Source organism: Novosphingobium tardum, assembly GCF_042652045.1.
Lineage (GTDB): Bacteria > Pseudomonadota > Alphaproteobacteria > Sphingomonadales > Sphingomonadaceae > Novosphingobium > Novosphingobium tardum.
This window is the reverse complement of sequence record NZ_JBHSDR010000003.1, coordinates 562,090-584,646: the sequence shown is the minus strand read 5'-3', so window position 1 is coordinate 584,646 and position 22,557 is coordinate 562,090. Positions and strand designations below refer to the sequence as shown.

Sequence of the window (22,557 nt, the reverse complement as noted above, 5' to 3'; positions counted from 1 at the left end):
TTTGCGCCGCGGTGTTGCCTGTTGCGAGTTGGCGCCGCGTGCGTCTGGTGGGGGTAAGCATGACTTTATACCGCGGTTAGTTTTCGCTTCAACTAGGCGCGAGGCGTCCGCTGTGCGCGGCGAGGTTCCGGGCGGCCAAGCGAGCACCATCGCGGGAGAAATTCTTGAGCAGTTTGGGAATTTGTGTGGGGGAGCGCGTGTGATGGACGATGTTGATTACGAGGTGGGTTTCGGGAAGCCGCCAAAAAAGAGCCAGTTCAAGAAGGGCCAGTCGGGCAACCCCGGTGGCAGGCGTACCCGTCCGCGGAGCCTTCGTGAGGAAATTATGCTGAAGTTGGATCGTAAGGTCGCAGTCCCTATGCCCGGAAAGAAAACCAAGCAGATAATGACGGTCAGGGAGATTATCGCGACGAAGTTGGTTCAGGATGCGGCAAACGGTAAGCCTGCGGCGCTTAAGCATGTTCTTGAGTGTGAGGATTCTAGCCTTGCCGGCGGCACAGACGATCCACTGATCGAATTTACCCTGAAGCTGGAAGAAGACGGACGAGAACCTAAAGACTGGAACATTCGGTCAAATTAATCTTCGGGATCTCAAAATCCGATATTTTCTAGTCGTGGCATCGGTAGGGTAGTTGGCATATATATTGTCTCAATAAACCATTAGCGACCCGAAATATCTCTCTAGGAACACTATTTACCCATTCACCTGGCAATCCGGTGCGAGCAATGTTGCTGCGATTCTCACTGCAGCGCAATGTTTAGGAGGCCATGTGATGACAATATGCAAATCTAATTCCCCGTTCCCCGCGGGCCTTGTCATGGACCCGCCGCGGGACGTGGCTGGCGACGACTATTTTGGCAACGAGGAGTCGGTCGGGTCGGACCGGGACGACACCCAAGCGGGTAATGGCCCGTGGGCGTGGCCGCCGCTGGCCAGCCTCGGGCTGGGTCCGGCGGAGCGCGCCGCGCGGCGCGCGGGGATCGGCGGAAGCGATGCCAACACCATCCTGTCGGGCTCGGACGAACGCATCCTCCAGCTGTGGCGCGAGAAGCGCGGCGAGTGCGAGGGCGAGGACCTGTCGGACAAGCTGGCAGTGATGCTCGGCTGCTGGACAGAGCCGTTCAACCGGGCGTGGTACGAGAAGGCCAGCGGCTACCCTGTGACGCGGGTCGGCGAGGTGGTGCGCTGCGCACTCAACCCGTGGCGCAGCAGCACCCTCGACGGCTTCGTCGAGCCGCTCGGCGCGGTGTGGGAGGCCAAGCATACCAGCGGGTTCGCCAAGCCCGCCGAGGTGGTCGAGCGCTACATGCCCCAGCTCCAGCACAACATGGCGGTCGCCGGCTGCCAGCGGGCGTTGCTCTCTATCCTGTTCGGCAACGGCAAGTGGGAGTGCTTCGAGATCGCCGCCGACTGGCTCTACCAGCAGGACCTGCTCGAGGCCGAGGCCCGCTTCTGGGCTTGCGTCCAGTCGGGTGAGCCGCCCGTCGCCGCGCCGGCCCCGCTGCCCCCGCGCCCGGTGGGCGTGCGCGAGGTCTGCCTCGAGGGCCACAACCTGTGGGCCGCCTCGGCCGCCGACTGGCTGGCGCACGGCGCCGCGGCCAAGGCCCACGCCGCGGCCTGCACGAGCCTGCGCAGCCTCGTCGAGGACGACGTCGCGCGCGCGTTCGGACATGGCATCGAGGCCAGGCGGAGCAAGGCCGGGGCGATCACCATCCGCGCGGTGGGGCCATGACCCTGCCGCGGGTCTACGCCGCGATCAACGCGGTCACCGCGGCGCTGGCCGCCGCGGGGATCGCCAAGCGCCATGTCAACGTGGGCGATGGCTATGCTTACCGCAGCATCGACGACGTCTACGCCCGGCTCGCCCCGCTGCTCGCGGCGCACCGCCTGTGCGTGCTCCCGCGCGCGCTAGAGCGGGTCAGCTCCGACCGTGCGGGGAGCGCAGGCGAGGTGCTGGTCCATGTCGCGCTGCGCAGCGCGTTCGACCTCGTCAGCGTCGAGGACGGCTCGCGCCACACGGTCGAGGCGTTCGGCGAGGCGCTCGACAGCGGCGACAAGGCCACCAGCAAGGCGATGGCCGCGGCCTACAAGTACGCGATGATCCAGGCGTTCTGCATCCCGGCGGGCAGCGACGATGCCGACGCCGCCTCGCCCCGGCTGGTCCAGCCCCGGCACGCGCCCGAGCCGGTCCAGGGCTGGGAGCAGTGGCGCGACGACCTCACCGAGATGATCAGGGTGTGCGAGACCGCCGAGGCGCTCGACCGGGTGCAGGAGCGCCACCGTCCGGCGCTGCACGCGCTGGCGCGCGAGCGCCCCGCGCTCTACGCCGCGCTCGGCGAGGCGATCGCGGCGCGCCGCGCCGCGCTCTCCCGGCCGGCACCGCCAGCTCCGCTTGCACCGGTTGCCGCGCCCCGGGCGGCCAAGCCGCGCGCGGCGCGGCAGGGCAAGGCCCGGGCGCGTGGCTAGGGTTCACCTGCCGCCGCTGCTGCGTCCGCCCCGCACAGGGCGCGAGGCGGGCAAGGCGCGCGCGTGCTCCGCACACCGCGCCTGGGTGCGGCGTCACCGCTGCTGCGTGCCCGGTTGCACCCGCGGCCCGGTCGAGTGCGCCCACGTCCGCTGCGGGACCGATGGCGGCGCGGGACTCAAGCCGTCCGACCGCTGGACCCTGAGCCTGTGCCGCGAGCACCACGGCGAGCAGCACCGGATCGGCGAGCGCGCGTTCGAGCGGCGCCACGGCCTCGATCTCAAGGCGCTCGCCGCCGAGTTCGCGCGGCGCTCGCCCCACTGGCGCGCGCTGGCCCCCACGCTCCATCGCTCCTGCCAGCTTTACCCGGAGACGTCCGATGACCCACAGCCCTGACAAGTTCACTCCGCCCCGCCCAGCCCTCCGTGCCGACCGGCTCGACGACCTCCAGGTCTACAAGCGGCTCCACGCGCTCATCGCCGAGCTCGAGGACATGGCCGAACGCTGCTGGTCATTGGCTGCAGCCACCTCGCTCAAGGTGGTCAGCCAGCTCATTCGCACGGTGGCTTCGGGGCTGTGGCGGGCGATGGACAGAAAATAGGAGTAGGCAGGCAAACAAAGGGGCTTGCGTCATCACTGCGATTTCGATCTTCCAGCGGTGTGCCCCCAACGTCAGGCTTGGTTCATTCGCCTTTGTTCACCTAAACCATGATCCCTGGATTCCTAAGAGCGTCCTTCGGCGGCGCCTGTTTGCTTTGGGCTAGTGTGCATCCGGCTCATGCCGAGCCATTTCCTGGTTTGGCTTCGGACGGAACCGGTACGCTGCAAGAACCGTACCGCCGGGTATCGTGCGATGATTACCTAGCATTCCTCGAGCCCAAAGCCCGCGGGTTCGAGGCGGGGCCCGACGAAGGCCAATATGGGCCTCGCCACGCACTCCCTGCGCTTGCAGTAGTCAGCCGGATCGGCAATCCGGTTCTTGCGCAAGGGATCAAACGCACCCTGCGGCACTATGGCGAGTGGGTCGACCGGGAGATAGCGGAGCGGGGCGGCGTCCAATCGATGGAAGGCGCGACACTCCTCGCAATACATTTCCGCGAGTTGCGCAAGCGTGGCCAGGTCGGCATTCAGGACGAGCAATGGCTCCGCGACATGCTGCTGAAACTGCGCCGATATTCCTACGGATTGAAGCCGGGCGACGGGCCGTGGCGAGGATCTCAACACCGCGGCGCGGTTGATGCAACGAACAATCTACTGGCCGGCAGTCTCTATTCCAACGCGCCCAAGGCTGCCCAATGGCGCGCGGCCGGCGAGCGGGGCTGGAACGACTGGTGGGCCTATCGCGATGTCGGCATCAACGACATCGCCTATTTTTCAGACAGCCTCGCCATCTTCCTGCGGACTGCAGACGTCCTCCACCGCCGGGAGGTATTCACCGATCCGCGCGTCCGCGCGAACGTTTGGGACCGCCTGCTGTTCGAAACGAGCCCCGACGGTGCGCTGATACCCTATGGCTCGCATGCTGGATGGGACGGCCTCGCCGGGGTACGGATCTGGGCCCTGGAGCTCGCGGCGCGCGAAACCGGCGACGGCCGCTATCGCTTCGCCGCCGGCCAGCTGATGAACTATGCGCTGGCACACGGCGGCTTTTCGCCGGGGCAGGAGCACTGGGCAGGGCAGTCGATCGAAGCAATCGCAATGGCAGCCATCGCGTGCGACGACGCGGTCGAGCCCGTTAGGCCGGAGGCCGGTTCGCGCATCCTCGAGCGGCCCGAAATCGTTCGGCTCGATCTTCCGCAGGTCCGCGCGCTCTATCCCGGCGCAGGAGATCTAGATGCGCGCATGGCAATGACTAACCGGCAGATGCCGAGCAAGTTGATCCTGCGGTCGGGCTGGAACCAAGGCGACATGTTTATGCTGGTCGAAGCCTTCGCCCGCCATGACCCACTTAATCCGACCGCGATCTTAGGCTTCGAGCGGTGGGGATCGTCATTTGCGGAAGCGATTTCCGAAAAGGAAGTGTCACGCGAAAACGCGGTGCGCATTGACCCGATTCAACGGGCCGTGCCGATCGCCGGCGTCACCCAGGCGGGTCCGCCAGATCATCGCCGCCTGCCGACAGGCTATGATCGCATGGACACGCGAGCCCGGATCGTGCGAGACGATCCGCTGGTCACCCATGCCGAAATCTCAGTCGGTAACTACATGGGTTTTCGCGCCACGCAGACCCGCGAATTTCTGTTCGTGAAAAACCGACTCGTCCTGGTCCGCGACGAGACGGCCTTTGCCGAGGGCATGACCGCGCGGGTCGGACCGGTATGGAACACACAGGACATCGGCCGGCAACGTGGTTCCAACTGGGTGGATACCTCGTTTTCCGGACACTGGTACAACGCTAAGCTGCGGCTGTATGGCAATCCTCCGGGCAATCTTCTTCTTTATTATTCACCACGCCCAAAAACCCTGCTGCGCACGGTGCCGGCAGATTCGTCCGGCTATGCGCCAGACAGTCAGCAGGCCGCGCTGCAACACTTTCAGGAGATACAATACGCTTGGGATGGCGCTGTCCAACCGGGTGCGAGGCTCCAGTTCGTCAGTATCCTCCTGCCCCACTCACCGCGATTGCAAGCGGCCCCGCTAGCAAGGGCGATCCATGTCCTGCGCGATGAGCCTGGTCTTGCCGTGGTCACCTTGGGCGGGCCGCAGGCCTGGGAACTGGTGCTCTTGAACAAAGAGGGCCGCCGGCTGACGTTCGACAGTCCGCGCGGACCGGTCACGACCGACGCCAAGGCGCTCTATCTGGCGCTTGGCGATGGTGCACCGCGGTGGTCGGCCACTGGAGCAACCGTGGTCGAAGTAGGAGGGAAAGGGCTCTTCACCAGCTCGACGCGAGGGAGCGCGGGAAGCGAGGCGTAGGCGGCTTACGCCGTACGCCCCGCCCACGGATTGATTCTCAGAAGCCGATCGCAAGCCCAACCCGACCGCCAGTCGATCTTTCCGCTGTTGAACCGGCAAACCCGCTCGAAACATACACTTTTCGGCTAACCCGGGCGACCAGCGCACCCGAGAAGCCCTGCTGGCCGCGGTACGTTGCCACATTAAAACTCAAGCTGACCGAACTGTCGGGCACGACCATCGTCCCACCGAGAGCCATTGCCGCCGCGATGCCGCCACGCGCATCCTTCTCCATGGCATCCAGCCGCCCGCCCAGCAGGTCCACGCGGCCCGAGAGATCAGCGAACTGCTGATCGGTGACTGCAAGCGCGCTGACCAGTTCTGTCTGTACGCGGTTTAGCGACGCCGTAGTGATCACTTGCTGACGACCCAGCGTGCCTTGGGCATCGACTGTGACGGCGTAGGTTGGACCGGCCTGCGCCGCCGTCGACGCCGCGAGATCGCCAAGGCGCACGGAACTACCGGCGCCGCCGAGGGTGACTTGGTTGGCTGCGGTTGTGACCGCACCCGCTCCGAGCGCCGTGGAACCGGCCTGATCCGCGCGCGTGTAGCTGCCCAGTGCAGCCGAATTTATGCCGCTGGCCGCAGCGCGCGCGCCAATAGCGGCCGCGCCTGCTGCATTGGCTTTCGCCTCGCCGCCGACCGCAGTCGCATTCGCCGCGCTGGCGTTGGCAAGGGCACCCAGGGCAGTCGATTGATTGCCCGATGCGGCCGCTGCACGCCCAATCGCGACGGAACGGTCGCCAAGCGCCCGAGCCAGCACACCCATGGCTGCCGACTGATACCCGGTTGACTGGCTGTCCATGCCAACAGCCGAAGCTCCATAGCCGCTGGCGTTCGCATTCGACCCTAGGGCCAGTGCATGCTCGTTTGCGGCCGAGGCAGCGCTCCCGACAGCTATCGCCGCCGTTCCAGCCGCTTGGGCGGCAACCACGCCGGGTCCGGTTGCAACCGCGGCTAGCCCGGCCGGCGTGTTGCCGCCAAGCTGCACCCATTTAGAGCCGTCGGAGTAAAGGACTGCCCCGCCAGGACCGCAGTCCCGGCAATATCCTATGGATCCTGCCTGCCCAGCTACTGACCCACCGACCGCACCGAGCACTAGTGAACCCTGCAGACGGACGCTGTCGGACAGAAGGTCGATGCTGCCGGAACCATTGCCCAGCTTTATGCTCGAGCCGCCAAGTCTGAGGATCTGAACTTCTTCGCCCACTTCGTTAAGCGCTCCGTACCAGCCTCCTGACTCCACTAGGAAATGTGCCGGCGCGCCGCCCGCATTGGCTCGAAGCAGCAAGCCGGTATCGCCCCTGCGACCAAGGCTGAGCTGCAATCGCTCGCCCGTCACGGTGTTGCCCGAGACATCGCCGAGCAAGATGTTGCCGCCGTCATCGATCCGCAGCTTCTCCCGACCCGCGCCGCTGATGACGGAAATTGGCCAGGAATCGCCGGTCGGGCCGCCGTACTGGTTGGATCTGAAGACAGCCGTGGGCCCGTAGACGTCTGACCACACGCCAAGCATGTACGGCCTGTCGGTGGGAGGCAGGAACGTGCGGTTCGGTCCCGCCTCGCTGACAACCCCCGAGATCGTCACCCAGGCGACAGTCTCGATTTGCCCGCCGCTTCCGACCTGGGTGATCGGCCGTCCGTCCGGACCGACAAACCTAGCGAAGGAACCAGAAAAGGTATCTTTGGTGACATCAAGGGCGCTGAGCGAATTTCCGGTGCCGTTGATGACCACTCCGCGGTCGAGATGGCCCGATCCCGACGTAACCACAACTGCATCATCGGGGAGATCCGTTTCGTTAAAAATGGACGCATCGACTTCCAGGTTCCCGACGATGACGACGCCCTCTGTGGTTGAACAGAGAGAAGTTCCGGCCACGGGATTGCACTCTGGGCTTGCTGAATAAGCCTTCGGCAGGAAGCTCACGCAGCCCGCAATAACTATTGCGGAAACTGAGAATCGAGAATGCATTGATATCGCCTTATGTTGAAGCGGGGTATGACGGCCAGAGATGCTTGCCGGCTTGGGTCAAAAGGCGGTCCGATGGTTAAATTCTGGTGAGTCGCTGTGGTTTATGGGACGTGGGGAGGCATCCCCGCGATTCGCTGACTTGTGGCGTCGACTTCGTTCAGCGGGACGAGCAAACCCTTTTGATCCAGCCCCGCTTGCCCGGCGCAGATGCCGCGCCTAGCTAAGGCGCATGGCTGATCCATATACCACCCTTGGCGTTGCACGCGGCGCGAGCGAAAAGGACATCAAGTCCGCCTATCGCAAGCTGGCCAAGGAACTGCACCCCGATCGCAACAAGGAAAATCCCAAGGCGACGGAGAGGTTCTCGGACGTCACCAAGGCCTATGACCTGTTGTCGGACAAGGATCAGCGCGCCAAGTTCGACCGGGGCGAGATCGACGCCGACGGCAATCCCGCGATGCCTTTCGGCATGGGCGGCGGATATGGCGGCGGAGGCCCTCGCGGCGGCGGATATGGCGGCGGTTTCGGCGGTGGCGGCTTCCCGGGAGGCGGACGCGCCGACGAAGGGGTGGACCTCGGCGACCTGTTCGAGGGCCTGTTTGGTGGGCGCGGCGGCGCCGGCGGCTTTTCGGGCGGCATGGGCGGCGGACGCCGCCCCGGACCGCCACCGCGCGGCGCGAACGTGTCCTACCGCCTCCAGGTCAGCTTCCTCGACGCGGCCACGCGTGCCAGCCAGCGGATCACCCTGGGCGACGGCAAGACCATCGATCTCAAGCTACCGGCCGGCGTGGAATCGGGCACCCAGATGCGCCTTTCCGGCAAGGGCGAGCCCGGTCCCGGGGGCGCTGGCGACGCGATCGTCACGATCGAGGTTGGCCCGCACCCGTTCTTCCGCCGCGACGGCGACAACATCCGGCTCGACCTTCCGATCACCCTCGACGAGGCGGTTAACGGCGCCAAGGTGCGCGTCCCTACCGTCGAAGGGCCGGTGATGCTGACGATCGCACCCGGCACCAGCTCGGGAAAGACGTTGCGCCTCAAGGAAAAGGGATTCTCCAGCAAGGCGGGAGGCCGCGGCGACCAGCTGGTCACGGTGCAGATCGAGCTGCCGGCCGACGATGCCGATTTGGCCCGCCGGCTCGAAGGCTGGAGCGATTCGCGCGCGCTGCGCAGCAAGCTCGGCGTCTGACGTGGGGCCCGACCCCGAACCAGGCGCCGCGCCCGCACATCCGCACGAAATACGCCGCCCGCCCGGACTCCCCCCCGGCGCCAAGCCGCTGGTCAATATCCCGGATCTTTCGCCCGAGGCGCGGCGCAAGGACGCATTGCGCTGGCGCGCCGGGTTGCAGGAGCGCGCGCGCTCGCGCCTCGGTCCCGGGAGCCGCTTCTTCGAAATCGCCAAGCGTGTCCTGACGGGCGCCTACAACGACGGATTCATCCATGCCGGGAACCTCGCCTACATGGCGATCCTCTCGCTGTTCCCGTTCTTCATCACGGTGACCGCAGCATTCTCCCTGATCGGCGAGGCATCGCAGCGGGCGGCCGCGATCAACGCGTTCCTGCTGGCGGTGCCGCCGGTCGTCGCCAATGCGCTGGAGCCGGTGGCGCGCAACGTGATCGAGGCGCGCAGCGGGTGGCTGCTGTGGATCGGCGGGCTGGTGGGACTGTGGACCGTGGGCAGCCTGGTCGAGACGATCCGCGACATCTTGCGCCGGGCCTACGGGACGACTTTCGAACACGGCTTCTGGCATTATCGCATCGGCTCCACCGGCGTGATCCTGGCCGCCGTCCTCCTGCTCCTTTTCAGCCTGGCGCTGCAGGTCGTGATCGGCACCGCGCAGGAAGTGATCGATGCGTTCTTCCCGCAACTGATCGACCTTGTCGGCAAGCTGGCGCTGTCGCGCTTCATTCCCGCGCTCGGCCTCTACCTCTCGATTTACCTGCTGTTCCTGTCATTGACCCCCGGCGTCTATCGCAGGCGGCTCTATCCCAAGTGGCCCGGCGCGCTCCTGGTGACACTCTGGTGGGTGGCGGTCACCGTCTCGCTCCCCGCGGTGCTGCGCGCGTTCTTCAACTACGACCTGACCTACGGCAGCCTTGCAGGGGTGATGATCGCACTTTTCTTTTTCTGGCTCGTCGGCTTAGGGATGGTGATCGGGGCCGAACTCAATGCCGCGCTGGCCGAAACGCCGGAGGAACGCGACATGCTGGGACAGGCCGACAATCGCGAACGCAAGCTGCGCGCCGCCGTTGCTTCGCACAACAACAACAGCGGGGAAGCGCCCGAATGAGCGGACTGATGAATGGCAAGCGAGGCCTCATTATGGGTCTCGCGAACGACAAGTCGCTGGCCTGGGGGATTGCCCAAGCACTGCGCGCCCAGGGGGCCGAGCTTGCGTTTTCGTACCAGGGCGAAGCGCTAGAAAAGCGCGTGCGGCCGCTGGCGGCCAGCCTGGGCAGCGATTTCCTGATCGATTGCGACGTTTCCGACATGGGCAAGCTCGATGCAGCTTTCGCCGCGCTGAAAGCGCGCTGGGACAGCCTTGATTTCGTGGTCCACGCGATCGGCTTCTCGGACAAGAACGAGCTGCGCGGTCACTATCTCGACACCAGCCTCGACAACTTCCTGATGACGATGAACATCAGCGCCTACAGCCTGGTGGCGGTGACCCAACGCGCGGCGGCGATGATGCCGGAGGCAGGCGGCAGCATCCTTACGCTGAGCTATTACGGCGCGGAAAAGGTCATCCCCCACTATAACGTGATGGGTGTGGCGAAGGCGGCGCTGGAAACCAGCGTGAAGTATCTCGCCAACGACCTAGGCCCCCGCAATATCCGCGTGAACGCGATCAGCGCCGGCCCGATCAAGACGCTGGCCGCGTCGGGTATCGGCGACTTCCGCTACATACTCAAGTGGAACGAGCTGAACTCACCGCTCCGTCGCAACGTGACAATCGAGGACGTCGGCGGCGCCGGGCTTTATCTGCTCTCCGATCTCGCCAGCGGCGTGACCGGCGAGATCCACCATGTCGATGGCGGCTATAACGTCGTCGGCATGAAGCAGGAAGATGCACCGGACATCGCGCTGGCGTGAGCCGCGGCCCCACGGACTACTCCCTTCGCCGTCAAGGTGATTAACGCGCGTTGTTTCGGGATTTTTCCGGCAGCTAGAACTCTGGAATTTCAGGCAAGTTGTCGTTAAACTGCCACAGACGCGTTTTTCGTCACGACGCGCGGGGGAATTTTCGTGGAATACAGCATCAAAGGCCGCGAAGCGCTCGAGCGCGCAAGCCGTCAGGAAGGCAACACGCGCTGGTGGACCGACCAGACGATGAGTTACGACTGGAAGGCACCGATCCCGGCCGACCCGTTCAGCGCTGAATGGTTCGATGCCAGCGACGCACGTTTTCTGCATGCCGCGCGCCTTTTCACCGGTGAGGAGAATCCGTTTTCGGGCCTGATGGATCTCGCCTCGCTTGCCGGCAAGCGGGTCATCGAAATCGGCTGCGGGATGGGTTACCATAGTGAGCTTCTGGCCCGGTCCGGCGCGCACCTTACCAGTTTCGACATCTCGCCGACTTCGGTCGAGGCTACTCGCCGCCGCCTTGAACTGCGCGGATTGAAGGCCGAGGTCGAACTGCTCGATGCGGAATCGGTCGACCAGACGATCCCGGCGAGCAGCGTCGATCTGGTCTGGTCGTGGGGCGTGATTCATCACAGTGCGCACACCGCGCGGATCGTGCGCAGGCTTCATGGTCTGCTGAAGCCCGAGGGGAGGCTCAAGCTCATGGTCTATCACCTGGGCGGGATGAGCGCGTATTACACCATCGTTCGCCGCTATCTCGCCGGCTTCTGGATGGGGCGCGCGCTCGACGACATGCTGTGGAAGGACGCGGACGGATTCACCGCGCGATTCTATACCAGGGATGCATGGTCTGACCTGTTGCTGGCATTCTTCGACAAGGTCGAAGTTCGCGTTTTCGGACAGGACGCCGACGTGGTCATGCTGCCGCGGCAGGTCCGCAGGCCTTTCCTTTCACTGATTCCGCGCAAGCACCAGATCGCGCTTGCCGCCCATCGGGGCTCGATGATCTACGCGGAAGCCAGCCAGCCCAACTGAGCTGGCGCGGGGTCGGCGAAGCGGCGGCACCAAAGCTCCATCATCACGATGGCAAGCAAGGGGTAGGCGGCGTCGATCCTCCCGGCGAAGTGCGCATCGCGGAGGGCCGCCACCGCCCCCGGCTCGAACAGGCCGCGCCGCGCAACCGTCTGCCGGGAAGTCAGATCGCCGACGATGTCCCGCAACGGACCTCGCATCCACGCGCGCAGAGGCACGCCAAAGCCGGTCTTGGGGCGATAAATGATCTCACGCGGGAGATGGGGCTCCATCGCCTTGCGCAATGCCCATTTCGTCTGGCCTGCGCGCATCTTGCAATCGAGGGGCATCGTGGCCGCAAACGCCATGAGCTCGGGATCGAGGAACGGCACGCGGATCTCGACCCCGGCGGCCATGCCTGTCTTGTCCACGTAGTTGAGGTTGTGGTCGCGCAGGAAGAATTGCTGCTCGAGCCGCAGCATGCGTTCCACCTGCGGCGCAGAACCGCTGCTGGCAACGGCGTTGGTGAAGGGACGTGTCACTTCGGCAGGCGAAGGAGACCGGGCGAGCAGGCCGGCGGCAGTTTCGACCGGGAGCCATTCGAACGCACGGCACAGGCGTGCATCCGCATCCCCCTGCATGGCCCGGAGCGCCTTCTGGATCCGGCGCGCCCTCTCGCCCCGGCCAAGCGAGCCGGCAACCCGCAGCAGCATGGCGCGCACGGCACCGGGGACAGCGCCGAGCGCACCATCGTGGGCGAACTGGCTGTGGCGGCGATAGCCGGTGAAGACATCGTCTCCGCCCGACCCGCCGAGCAGCACCTTGATCCCGCGTTCGCGCGCGGCAGCGGCGATATAGAAATTGCCCATCGCGGCAGGATCGGCCTGCGGTTCGTCCAGCATCTCGACCAGGCGGGGCAGGTCGTCGGCCATGCGCGGCGTGATCTCCGCCTCATGCAGCGATACGCCAAGATGCGCCGCCGCCTGCCGCGCATAAGGTAGGTCGGTGACCATTTCGGCATCGTGGCCATCGGGGTAGGCCAAGGTGAAACATTGCAGGGGACGCGCCGAATGCTTCCGGGCGAAGTGGACGATTGCGCTTGAATCCAGCCCACCGGAGAGAAAGGCACCGACCTCGACATCGGCGAGCATCTGGCGTTCGACCGCACGCGCGAGCTCATCGGCGGTTTCTCGGGCCGCTTCCTCGGGCGTCATCGCAATCGGCCGATAGGGCGGGAGGTTATAAAAGCTTTCGCCCCCCAGCAGGCGGCCTGCCGCATCGAAACGCTGCCAGCGCCCCGCTTCGAACTTGCGCACTGCGGCAAACATCGTGCGTTCGCCTGGGGACCAGAGATAGGTTGCATATGCCGCGGCAGCGACCGGATCGAGGGCCGAGGCAAATTCCGGCGCGGCGCAAAGCGCCTTGATTTCCGAAGCAAAGGCAATCCCGCCCCCAGGCGCGGCCCAGATGTAGAGTGGCTTGACGCCCGCGCCATCGCGGGCAAGCATCAGTTGCCGGTCGCGCCGGTCCCAGATCGCAGCGGCGAATATGCCATTCAGGCGCCCGAACGCGGCCGGCCCCTGGCAGGCAAACAGTTCGAGAAGCGTCTCGCTGTCGCTGCTTCCGCGAAAATCATGGCCCGGCAGATAGGCTGCGCGCAATTCGCGGTGATTGTAGATTTCGCCATTGTAGACCATAATGAACCGCCCCGAGGCATCGTTCATCGGCTGATGACCGGCGCGGCTCAGGTCGACGATGGCCAAGCGGCGGTGGATGAGGGTTACCGGACCGTCGGTCACCACCCCCTGATCGTCGGGTCCGCGGTGCGCCAGCAGGGCCGCCATCTCTTCGGCGCTGGCGCCAGTTGTGGCTTTGGTGAGGCCCAAAGTGCCTGCGATCCCGCACATTTACGTATCTGCTCCAGATTGCGCCCCTGTTAGGTTTCCGTTGCCAGCCGGGCACCGACATGGCAACTCCCCGCGCGATGGCCACCCTCTCTATCCCCGCTAGCGGGGTCCGAACCTCCAATCGGGCCGCGCCCCTCACGGCGCACCAAATGCTGGCACCTTCGTTCGACGAGCTGGCGCTGCTCCTGCTGGCCAGCGCCCTGGGCGCGGTTGCGCTCCTGTTGGGAGGCCTCTGGCTGACGATCATGAATGTGCTCGTGCCAGTCGTCCTGATGTTCACAATGGCCCGCGCGACGATCGGGATGCTGCGGGTCAGCGTGGCGACCGTCTGGACCCCCCTTCTCTGGTTGCGGGCCGCGATCTTCTTCTATGGCGGCTTCGGTACGGTCGTGCTGATCGTGGCCAACGACGCCTCCCGCGATTACGCAGAGATGTTCTTCACGGTCTATGCGCACGACATTCTTGAATACAACGTCATCCTCGTCCTGTTCACGCTGGTGATGCTTGCTGTCGTGCGCATAGTAACGGCGCGGCCGGATTATACCGGCGAGCGCAGGGGCCTTTTCGACCTGCCCAAGTCGTCGCTGGACCTGAGCGTGATCGGCCTCTCGTTCCTGCTGCTCGGGGCCGCGGCGAACTTCATGTTCATCATTCCGTACCAGTTCGGCTATGTCCGGACGACCTTCCCCGCCTTCCTGAGCGAAGTCGCCCAGGCCTCGATGATCGGACTGTTCCTGACGACGGTCTCGCTGGCGCGGCGGCGTTCGCCGCTGCTTCTGCCCGTGATAATGTTCGGCCTCCTTTTCGTTCTGCTTGGCTTGCTGGCCTTTTCCAAGTCATCCACGGTCATGCCCTGGGTCATGCTCTGCCTGGCCTACTTCTACCTGCGGCCCACCTTGCGGCGTGCGGTCATCATGGCCAGCTCGATCGTCGCACTGTTCTTCCTCTCGGCGCCGCTTGTCGACCAGGGGCGGATGCTGATGAGCGTCCGCTACGGCGGAATCGACGCGCCCGCGCCGTTGTCCGAGCGCCTGGAAATGCTCGGTACATACTTCGATGACCGGGCAATGGCATCCGGAGACGAGGATGTGAACTATGCGGCCTTGCGCTTCAGCTATGTCAACGTCGGCTCGTTCGTCGTTGCACTTCGCGATACGGGCCAGGGCGGATCGACCTACGAGAATGCTGCTGCGATCTTCGTTCCGCGGGCGTTGTGGCCGGACAAACCGATCATCACCGATGACGCCCGGCAGCTGTCTTATCAGATGACCGGGAACTGGAACAACAGCCTGGCGCCGGGACTGGCTCCAGAAGCCTACTGGAACGGGGGCTGGCTGGGGGTGGTGCTGATCGCGATGCTGCTGGGCACGGTCGTATCGACATGGTCGATCTACAACCTCTCGGTTCAGCTCAATTCCGCCTGGCACCTTTTCCCGATCGTGCTGCTTGGCGTGCGGATGGGCTCCCGCTTCGACGGTTTCTTCGTTGCCGATGTTCTGGGACCGATTGCGTTCGGGGTAATCGGGCATTTCGTCCTGACCTTGGCCAATGCGGCTGTTTCGCGGCGACGCATCGACCAGGCGGCCTGATCGATGTGCGGGATTGTCGGTTTTTTCACCTCCGCTGGAGGCGCGCGCGAGCGCGAACGACTGGTCGTCATGCGCGACAGGATGCAAAGCCGCGGCCCTGACGATTGCGGCGCTGCCGAGCTGCTCGATGGCCGTCTCCAGTTTGGCCATCGGCGGTTGTCTGTCATCGACCTGAGCCCGGCCGGGCATCAGCCCATGACGGACAGCACGGGCGTACTGACGATTGTCTACAACGGTGAAATCTATAATCATCCCGAACTGCGGGAGGGGCTGGCTCGCGATGGCTTCCGGTTTCATTCGGACAGCGATACCGAGACCATCCTCAATCTCTATTTGCGCGATGGCCGGGGCGCGCTAGCCCAGTTACGCGGAATGTTTGCTTTTGCGCTGTGGGACAGCCGCAGTAACGAACTGCTTCTGGCGCGCGATACCCACGGGATAAAGCCGCTCTACTATCGGCCGGCGACGGGTACCGGGCCCGGCCGGGGTTTCGCGTTCGCTTCGCAGGTGCGTGCCCTCCTGGCAGATCCGGATTCGTCCCGGCGCGTCGATCCCGCCGCAGCGGTCGGCTATGCGGTGTGGGGCGCGGTGCCCGAGCCCCGGACCATCGTTGCGGGGATCTGCGCCCTGCCCGCTGGGCACAGCCTGATGGTCGATGCCGATGGCATCGCGCAAACGCCCGAACCATTCCTGACCCTGGGCGATCTCATGGTGCGCGGGGCCGAGGCGGCGCCTGCCGATCCTGCGGCGGCGCTCCGCGACAGCGTATCACATCACCTTCTCGCCGATGTCGAAGTCGGCTGTTTCCTGTCGGCAGGGGTGGACTCGAGCGCGATCCTTGCCCTGATGCGAGATGCCGGTGCGGACCGCGTAAAGGCGATCACGCTGCGCTTTTCGGAATTTGAGGGCACCGCCCGCGACGAAGCACCGCTGGCAGCGGAAATTGCCCATCGCTATCACGCCGAGCATATCGTCGAGACCATCGACGCCGACGATTTCCGGGCCAGCCTGCCCGCAATCCAGGCGGCGATGGACCAGCCAAGCATCGACGGCGTCAACAGCTGGTTCGTCAGCCGTGCCGCCGCCCGGGCCGGCCTGAAGGTAGTGCTGTCCGGCCTGGGGGGCGACGAGCTTCTGGCGGGCTATTCCACCTTCCAGACGGTGCCGCGCACGCACCGTGCGACGCGCATCCTTGGCAGGATTCCGCTGCTGGGAGCATTGGCGCGTGCGGCCTCGTCACGGCTGCTCCCGGGCAAGCGCGGGCAGGTGCTGGACTATGCGCGCACCCTTCCCGGCGCCTACCTCGCCCGGCGATCGATGCTGCTGCCGAGAGATCTTGGGTCAGTTCTTCCCCAGCACGTCATTGATGCCGGTCTTTCGCGCGCTGGACTGCTGGATCCGGTCGCGGCGGTGGCCGATGGATTTACCCATCCCTGCACGCCGCTGACGATCAGCGCGCTGGAAAGCAGTTTCTACATGCGCAACCAATTGCTCCGCGATAGCGACTGGGCGGGAATGGCACATTCTCTCGAGATCCGACTCCCCCTGGTCGACGTGGCACTGTCGCGCACGATGGCCGCTCACGTGGCCCGATTCGGACCCGGCGATGGCAAGCGGTTGCTCGCCAGGGCGCCGCTCCTGCCCGTGCCGTCCGCGATCGTAGACCGCGCCAAGACCGGCTTCGGGATCCCGGTCGAACGGTGGATCGGCGGCAAGGCCGGCACCCGGCTGTCCGAGGGGTGGGCGCGGCAGGTGCTCGCCGACTATATGGCGGCCGAGCGGCTGTCCTGGTGAGCGAAGATGCACCTGCTCCTCGTCACCCACTACTTTCCGCCAGAAAGCAACGCCCCCGCCAATCGCGCGATCGAACATGCGCGCGCCTGGATTTCGCAGGGGCATCGAGTCACGATCGTCACCGCCGCGCCAAGCCACCCCGGGGGACGAGTCTACCCCGGCTACGTCAATCGCTTCGCGCGAGAGACGGTGGACGGGATCGAGGTGATCCGGCTGAAGACCTTCATCGCGGCGAATCGCGGAATAGTCGGGCGCAGCCTTGCCTTTGTCAGCTTTTTTGCCGCGGTCGCCCACGCCCGGCGCCGGCTGCCTGCCAGCGACGTGGTCATCTCGACCAGTCCGCAGTTCTTCAGCGGATTGGCCGGCTGGCTGCTGAAATCACCTCGCCGGCCGTGGGTGCTCGAGATTCGCGATCTGTGGCCGGAAAGCATTGTCGCGGTGGGTGCAATGCGGCGCAATCCGGTCATTCGCGGCCTCGAACTGCTGGAGCGCGCGGCTTATCGAGCCGCGGATCTGCTCGTGGTGACGACCGATGCCCACCGGGCGCACGTGCTTGCGCAGGCACCGGGAAAAAGGGCGATCGTCGTGCGCAATGGCGTCACCGCTCAAAGCCTGGTCGCTGCACCGGGAGCCGGCGCGGCATTTCGCGCGCAATATGGCCTCGATGGCAAATTCGTGCTGACTTACCTCGGCACCCACGGGATGGCGCACCGGCTCGAAACCGTGGTGGAAGCGGCAGCACTGTGCCGCGACGATCCGCGCATCCACTTCCTGCTGGTTGGCGACGGCGCCGACCGCGGGCGTGTCGCCGCAATTGCCGCGCGCAACGACTTGCCGAACCTGACAATGCTGGGACAGCAGCGGCGCGAGGCCGTGCCGGCAATCTGGGCCGCGAGCGATGCCGCTCTGGTGCTCCTCAAGGATAGCGAAACCTTCCTGTCGGTCCTGCCGAGCAAAATGATCGAGGCGATGGCCATGGCGCGCCCCGTGGTCCTCGGAGTTGCCGGCGAGGCGCGCTCGCTCCTCGAAGAGGCTGACGCCGGCATCGCGATCCGACCCGAGGACGCCGGGGAACTGGCAGAAGCCGCGCGCACGCTCGCCAGCGATCCGGAGCGCGTAGTCCGGCTTGGCGATAACGGCCGCACTTTCGTGGTGCAACGGCTGGATCGGACGCGGCTTGCCGGCGAAATGGTTGCGGCGATCGCAGCGCTGCGGCCATGATCCTCGACCGCCTGGACCAGACGTTTCCGCGCTTTGCCTTCGCCCGGCGGCTCCCTCCGCGGCGGATCGCCACGCGCATTGTCCGCCGCATCGAACAGGCGACGGGTATTGCAGGCCGCGCGGCGCCGCCGCCGGCATTGCGGCTCAGACGGGCGGCGGAGCTGCCCGCGCCAGCGTTTGCGCCCCGCTCTATCGCTGCCAGCTCCGGCCCGGATGGCTGGCACTTCACCTTCCTCGGAACCAGCCGCAGTTTCGGTCCCGACATCGCGTGGCACCCCGATGACCCGGCCCTGGGTCAGCTGTGGCTGATGAATCTTCATTACATGGAGTTTCTGGAGGTGCTCGCGCCCGACTGCGGGCTGGCTGCGATCCTGTCCTGGATCGCCGCCAACCCGGCCGGCGCGAAGGGCGCCCACCGTGCCGGATGGAACGCTTATGCTCTCTCGTTGCGGGTAGTGTGCTGGATGCAATGGCTCAGCCGCCATGGCGAGACGGTCTGCCCATCTGATTTGTGCCGCATCGAGCTTTCGCTGTCGGCGCAGCTAGGGTGGCTGGCGCGGTTTCCGGAAACCGACCTCGGCGGGAACCACCTGGTCAAGAACATCAAGGCGCTGCTCTGGGGCGCCGCCTGCTTCGAGGGCCCGGTGGCCATCCGCTGGCAAAATCGGGCGACCGGCATCCTGCGAGCCGAGCTGCGGCGTCAGGTCCTATCCGACGGGGTGCATTTCGAACGATCCCCGTCGTACCACAACCAGGTGGCCGCCGACCTTATCGAGTGCTGCTCCGTGCTCCCGGCGGCAGAGCGGCAGGAGTTCGCACCGCTTGTCTCCCGAATGATCGCAGTCGCAGGCGCCCTGACCCATCCCGACGGACGACCGGCGCAATTCAACGACGCCGGCCTTTCGATGGCCTACGCCGCCGGGAAGCTGGCCGCGAGCTGGCCATACCCCGTACCTGCCCTTTCGTCCGGCTGCGTCCTGCCCGAAGGCGGCTTCGGCGCCTTGCTGAGCCCGGGCTTTTCGACCTTCATCAAGTTCGGCGAGATCGGCGCAGAAGCCCTGCCCGCACATGCACACGGCGATATCGGCAGCATCGAACTTTCGTTCGGCCTCGACCGGCTTGTCGTCGACCAAGGGGTCTACGAATACGTTGAGGGCTCACGGCGCGATGCCAGCCGCGCGGCGCAAAGCCACAACGTGACTTCGCCCGACAACGAGCCGATGGCCGACTTCTTTGGAGCCTTCCGGTGCGGCTGGCGGCCGGTCCCCTGTGTCGAGCAGGCCCATGCCAATGGCTCGGGCCTCAACGTCACTGTCAGCCACGATGGATTTCGCGGCGCCGAAACGGGCCATTGCAACCGGGTGCGAAGGACACTACGCGCAACGCCAGAAACTGTCCTGATCGAGGACAGCTTGTCCCGGGCACCGAACGTCCCCTGGGCCAGCCGCTTCCTACTTCACCCGGCGTGGGCTTGCTCGCATGAAGATTCCCGGCTGGTGATTGGCAAGGGCCGCGTGCGCCTGGTCTGCGAAGCGGATCTCGCGGGAGAAGTCGAAGATGCCTGGTGGTGGCCCGACATGGGGATAGCCCTGCCAACTCGCCGGATTGTCTTTCGCTGGCCCGCCGGACATCAATCCCTGACTATCCGCTTCGCCGCGGTCTGAGGCACGAAATGCAACAAGTCGAACAAAGCTACCGGACCGGCGCAATGCGGGTCGTCGATGTCCCCGCGCCGCAGGCGCTGCCCGGCCAGAATCTGGTCGCTACCAAGGTTTCGCTGATCTCGGCCGGCACCGAGCGCCAGATCATCGACCTGGCCAAAAGTTCGCTGGCCGGCAAGGCTCGCGCTCGACCGGACCTTGTCCGCAAGGTGATTGCCAAGGCGCGGCAGGAAGGCGTCGCGAACACCGCACGCAAGGTTTTTGCCAAGCTCGATACGCCAATACCGCTAGGCTACAGCCTCGCCGGAACCATCATGGAGTCGAACAGGGACGCAGGCAACTTCACCCCCGGCACACGCGTCGCTTGCGCCGGCGCGGCGGTGGCCAATCATGCCCAGTTCAATGCGGTGCCAAAGCATCTGACCGTCCCGATCCCTGCCAGGGTGAGCGATGACGATGCCGCCTTCGTTACGCTTGGCGCAATCGCCATGCAGGGGGTAAGGGTAGCGCAGCCGACGCTGGGCGAGCGGGCGCTGGTGATCGGGCTCGGCCTGCTGGGCCAGCTTACCGTGCAGCTGCTCAAGGCGAACGGATGCCGTGTGATCGGGTACGACCCACATCCGGACCGGGCCAGGCTGGCGCTGGAAATGGGAGCCGACGCTGTCACGAGCGAAGATCCGGCGGCTCTCGTCGCGAACGAGACCCGCGGCGTCGGTGCCGACTTCGTGATCATCACCGCGTCCAGCAAGTCCTCCGCGCCCGTAAACCAAGCGGCGGAACTGAGCCGGATGAAGGGACGCGTGGTGATGGTCGGCATGGTCGGCCTGGAGCTTGACCGCGAGCCCTTTTACAAGCGCGAACTCGATCTGCGGCTGTCGATGTCATACGGCCCTGGACGGTACGATCCGGCCTACGAGAACGACGGCCACGACTATCCTCTCCCCTATGTCCGCTGGACCGAGCAGCGCAACATGGAAGCGTTCCTCGAGTTGATCGCCCAGGGCCGCGTCACCCCTGCGAAGCTCGTTACCCATCGCTTCCCGATCGACCGGGCCGAGGACGCCTACGCCCTGCTCGCCTCGAGTGAGCCATACCTCGCGGTCCTCCTTGATTATCCGCAGCAGGAGTCGCCGCCAGAGCACGCCATCCGCGTAGCGCCGACCCACACCGGAGGCGACGCCGTGCCGGGGTCTGGCATCGGGTTTATAGGCATGGGGAACTATGCCCGCTCGGTGCTTCTCCCGGCGGTGACTGCCAGCGGCAAGGCCCATCTGCACAGCGTCGTTACCGCCTCGGGGCTTTCGGCACGCAATGCGGCCGAGAAGTTCGGCTTTGCGGTTGCAGCGACCGATCCTGCGGCAGCACTTGCAGATCCCGACGTCGCGACGGTGTTCGTCGCCACCCGGCACGATACCCACGCCGCCCTGGCCGTGGCGGCGCTTGAGGCCGGACGCAATGTCTTCGTGGAAAAGCCCTTGGCGCTCGATCACGCATCGCTGGCGGAAGTCATGGCCTCGGCCGAGGCGTCGGACGGGATCCTTACGGTCGGGTTCAACCGCCGGTTCGCACCGCTGCTGGTTGCGGCGCGCGGAGCCGCGGCCAGCACCGGCGGCCCCTTGCTGATGCACTATCGGGTCAACGCGGGGTACATCCCGCCGGAAAGCTGGGTGCACGGGAGCGAAGGCGGGGGACGGATTGCGGGGGAGGCGTGCCATTTCGTCGATGCCCTGAGCACGCTGTGCGGGGCCGATCCGTTGGATGTCACGGTGGTGGCGACCCCCGGACACGATGATGCGATCCAGGCCATCGTGCGTTTTGCCGACGGGTCGACAGGCCACATCCTCTACACCTCGCTGGGCGACCCGTCCGTGCCCAAGGAGAGGATCGAGGCCTTCGGGCAGAATCTCGTGATTTCGCTCGACGACTTCCGCGAACTGCGCATCACGCGCAGCGGGCGAACTCAAACGACCAAGGCGCGGCAGCAGGACAAGGGCCAGCGGGCCCTCGTCGACCGGTTCCTCGATGCCTGCAAAAGCGGAGGACCACCGCCCATCGCTTACGCCACCCTCTCCGCGGTCTCGCGCGTCACCCTGCTCATGGCGGGAATCGAGCCGTGATTACGCTGCGTCGCCTTGCCGAACTCGCCATGCGCAACCGGCGCCTCGTACGGCATCTGCCCGGCGAGTTCGCCGCCCGCCCCTTGGTCGTCTCGCCGGATGCCTCGTTGCGCTGGCTGCGGCGCGATCCCTGGCGCGATGAAAGTGCGCTGGTCTTCGCGGTCGAGCGGCTCGCCCGCCCGGGAGACGTCGTGTGGGACCTTGGCGCCAATGTCGGGGCATTCGGACTATGCGCTGCGGCGCGCACCCGTGCGCCGGTGCTGATGGTCGAGGCCGACGCCTTCCTTGCTGATCTGCTGCGCGACAGTGCGCGCCGCAATCCGGATCTGCCCATCGAGGTTCTCTGCTGTGCCGTGGGCGAATCCGAAGGCGTGGCCCGCTTCGCAATCGCTGGTCGCGGGCGCAGCACGAACGGGCTTGTCGAGGGCAAGATCAGTACCCAGCACGGGGAAAGTCGCGAGGTTCGCCTGGTGCCGACGCTTTCGGCGGACCGGCTGCTCGATAGCTTTCCAGCGCCAACGGTGGTCAAGGTCGATCTCGAGGGCGGCGAGGGAATGTTTATGAAGGGCGCCCGGCGGCTGCTGGGCGATATCCGCCCCGCGCTCTATATCGAGGTTCATCGCGACAACCGGCCGTCCGTGTTTAGGGCGCTGGCGGACCAGGACTATGAGATCCGTCAATATCACGCCGGAAGCTGGATCGCAGTCAGCGACGATCCGCCAAGCGAGGACTTCTTTTCCGTCCCGGTCGAGAAGGCCGCAGAAATCTTTGTCTGAGCTA

Annotated in this window: 18 protein-coding genes; 16 read left to right on the top strand and 2 right to left on the bottom strand. The window is 65.5% G+C overall.

The annotated features are described in order from the left end of the window. The first annotated feature begins 112 nt into the window (after window positions 1-112). From ACFO0A_RS02945 to ACFO0A_RS02920, 6 genes are all read left to right on the top strand, one after another. Window positions 113-580 carry a DUF5681 domain-containing protein gene (locus ACFO0A_RS02945; RefSeq protein ID WP_379537485.1) on the top strand — a complete coding sequence of 156 codons (468 nt, stop codon included), beginning with the start codon at window positions 113-115 and terminating at the stop codon, window positions 578-580. 238 nt (window positions 581-818) lie between these two features. Beyond that, complete coding sequence (locus ACFO0A_RS02940; protein WP_379537484.1) at window positions 819-1,733, top strand: YqaJ viral recombinase family protein; 915 nt, start codon at window positions 819-821, stop codon at window positions 1,731-1,733. Continuing rightward, window positions 1,730-2,467 carry an ERF family protein gene (locus ACFO0A_RS02935; RefSeq protein WP_379537483.1) on the top strand — a complete coding sequence of 246 codons (738 nt, stop codon included), beginning with the start codon at window positions 1,730-1,732 and terminating at the stop codon, window positions 2,465-2,467. Before ACFO0A_RS02940 ends, ACFO0A_RS02935 begins: the two co-directional genes overlap by 4 nt. Beyond that, window positions 2,460-2,861 carry a DUF968 domain-containing protein gene (locus tag ACFO0A_RS02930; protein ID WP_379537482.1) on the top strand — a complete coding sequence of 134 codons (402 nt, stop codon included), beginning with the start codon at window positions 2,460-2,462 and terminating at the stop codon, window positions 2,859-2,861. Before ACFO0A_RS02935 ends, ACFO0A_RS02930 begins: the two co-directional genes overlap by 8 nt. Then, the gene (locus ACFO0A_RS02925; RefSeq protein ID WP_379537481.1) at window positions 2,845-3,066 is read left to right on the top strand and encodes a hypothetical protein; all 222 of its coding nucleotides are present in this window, start codon (window positions 2,845-2,847) and stop codon (window positions 3,064-3,066) included. The genes ACFO0A_RS02930 and ACFO0A_RS02925 overlap by 17 nt, the downstream gene beginning before the upstream one ends. A 197-nt stretch (window positions 3,067-3,263) precedes the next feature. Continuing rightward, window positions 3,264-5,381, top strand: a complete 2,118-nt coding sequence (locus tag ACFO0A_RS02920; RefSeq protein WP_379537480.1) for a hypothetical protein — start codon at window positions 3,264-3,266, stop codon at window positions 5,379-5,381. 37 nt (window positions 5,382-5,418) lie between these two features. Here ACFO0A_RS02920 and ACFO0A_RS02915 read toward each other — a convergent pair whose 3' ends face one another. Further along, window positions 5,419-7,347 (bottom strand): hypothetical protein, encoded by a 1,929-nt coding sequence (locus ACFO0A_RS02915; protein WP_379537479.1) that lies wholly within the window; start codon window positions 7,345-7,347, stop codon window positions 5,419-5,421. Window positions 7,348-7,621: 274 nt separating this feature from the next. Here ACFO0A_RS02915 and ACFO0A_RS02910 point away from each other — a divergent pair, with 274 nt between their 5' ends. The 4 genes from ACFO0A_RS02910 to ACFO0A_RS02895 all read left to right on the top strand — a co-directional run bounded on the left by ACFO0A_RS02910 (window position 7,622) and on the right by ACFO0A_RS02895 (window position 11,512). Beyond that, a complete protein-coding gene (locus ACFO0A_RS02910) occupies window positions 7,622-8,581 on the top strand; it encodes a DnaJ C-terminal domain-containing protein (RefSeq protein WP_379537478.1) in 960 nt (319 codons plus the stop codon). A gap of 97 nt (window positions 8,582-8,678) precedes the next feature. After that, window positions 8,679-9,683 (top strand): YihY/virulence factor BrkB family protein, encoded by a 1,005-nt coding sequence (locus ACFO0A_RS02905; RefSeq protein WP_379538148.1) that lies wholly within the window; start codon window positions 8,679-8,681, stop codon window positions 9,681-9,683. Continuing rightward, window positions 9,680-10,486 (top strand): enoyl-ACP reductase FabI, encoded by an 807-nt coding sequence (fabI, locus tag ACFO0A_RS02900; protein WP_379537477.1) that lies wholly within the window; start codon window positions 9,680-9,682, stop codon window positions 10,484-10,486. The genes ACFO0A_RS02905 and fabI overlap by 4 nt, the downstream gene beginning before the upstream one ends. A 153-nt stretch (window positions 10,487-10,639) precedes the next feature. After that, window positions 10,640-11,512 (top strand): class I SAM-dependent methyltransferase, encoded by an 873-nt coding sequence (locus ACFO0A_RS02895; RefSeq protein WP_379537476.1) that lies wholly within the window; start codon window positions 10,640-10,642, stop codon window positions 11,510-11,512. Here ACFO0A_RS02895 and asnB (ACFO0A_RS02890) read toward each other — a convergent pair. Continuing rightward, window positions 11,485-13,395 carry an asparagine synthase (glutamine-hydrolyzing) gene (asnB, locus tag ACFO0A_RS02890; protein ID WP_379537475.1) on the bottom strand — a complete coding sequence of 637 codons (1,911 nt, stop codon included), beginning with the start codon at window positions 13,393-13,395 and terminating at the stop codon, window positions 11,485-11,487. The genes ACFO0A_RS02895 and asnB (ACFO0A_RS02890) overlap by 28 nt on opposite strands. A gap of 149 nt (window positions 13,396-13,544) precedes the next feature. Here asnB (ACFO0A_RS02890) and ACFO0A_RS02885 point away from each other — a divergent pair, with 149 nt between their 5' ends. From ACFO0A_RS02885 to ACFO0A_RS02860, 6 genes are read left to right on the top strand one after another with little or no spacing between them, the layout of a single operon-like run. Next, window positions 13,545-14,984: a hypothetical protein gene (locus ACFO0A_RS02885; RefSeq protein WP_379537474.1), complete on the top strand. Its 1,440-nt coding sequence runs from the start codon at window positions 13,545-13,547 to the stop codon at window positions 14,982-14,984. Between the two features lie 3 nt (window positions 14,985-14,987). Further along, window positions 14,988-16,778 carry an asparagine synthase (glutamine-hydrolyzing) gene (gene asnB, locus ACFO0A_RS02880; protein ID WP_379537473.1) on the top strand — a complete coding sequence of 597 codons (1,791 nt, stop codon included), beginning with the start codon at window positions 14,988-14,990 and terminating at the stop codon, window positions 16,776-16,778. 6 nt (window positions 16,779-16,784) lie between these two features. Further along, window positions 16,785-17,999: a glycosyltransferase family 4 protein gene (locus ACFO0A_RS02875; protein WP_379537472.1), complete on the top strand. Its 1,215-nt coding sequence runs from the start codon at window positions 16,785-16,787 to the stop codon at window positions 17,997-17,999. Continuing rightward, window positions 17,996-19,663: a heparinase II/III domain-containing protein gene (locus ACFO0A_RS02870; RefSeq protein WP_379537471.1), complete on the top strand. Its 1,668-nt coding sequence runs from the start codon at window positions 17,996-17,998 to the stop codon at window positions 19,661-19,663. Before ACFO0A_RS02875 ends, ACFO0A_RS02870 begins: the two co-directional genes overlap by 4 nt. 8 nt (window positions 19,664-19,671) lie before the next feature. Beyond that, window positions 19,672-21,777 (top strand): bi-domain-containing oxidoreductase, encoded by a 2,106-nt coding sequence (locus ACFO0A_RS02865; RefSeq protein WP_379537470.1) that lies wholly within the window; start codon window positions 19,672-19,674, stop codon window positions 21,775-21,777. Continuing rightward, window positions 21,774-22,553 (top strand): FkbM family methyltransferase, encoded by a 780-nt coding sequence (locus ACFO0A_RS02860; RefSeq protein WP_379537469.1) that lies wholly within the window; start codon window positions 21,774-21,776, stop codon window positions 22,551-22,553. Before ACFO0A_RS02865 ends, ACFO0A_RS02860 begins: the two co-directional genes overlap by 4 nt. Window positions 22,554-22,557: the final 4 nt, after the last annotated feature.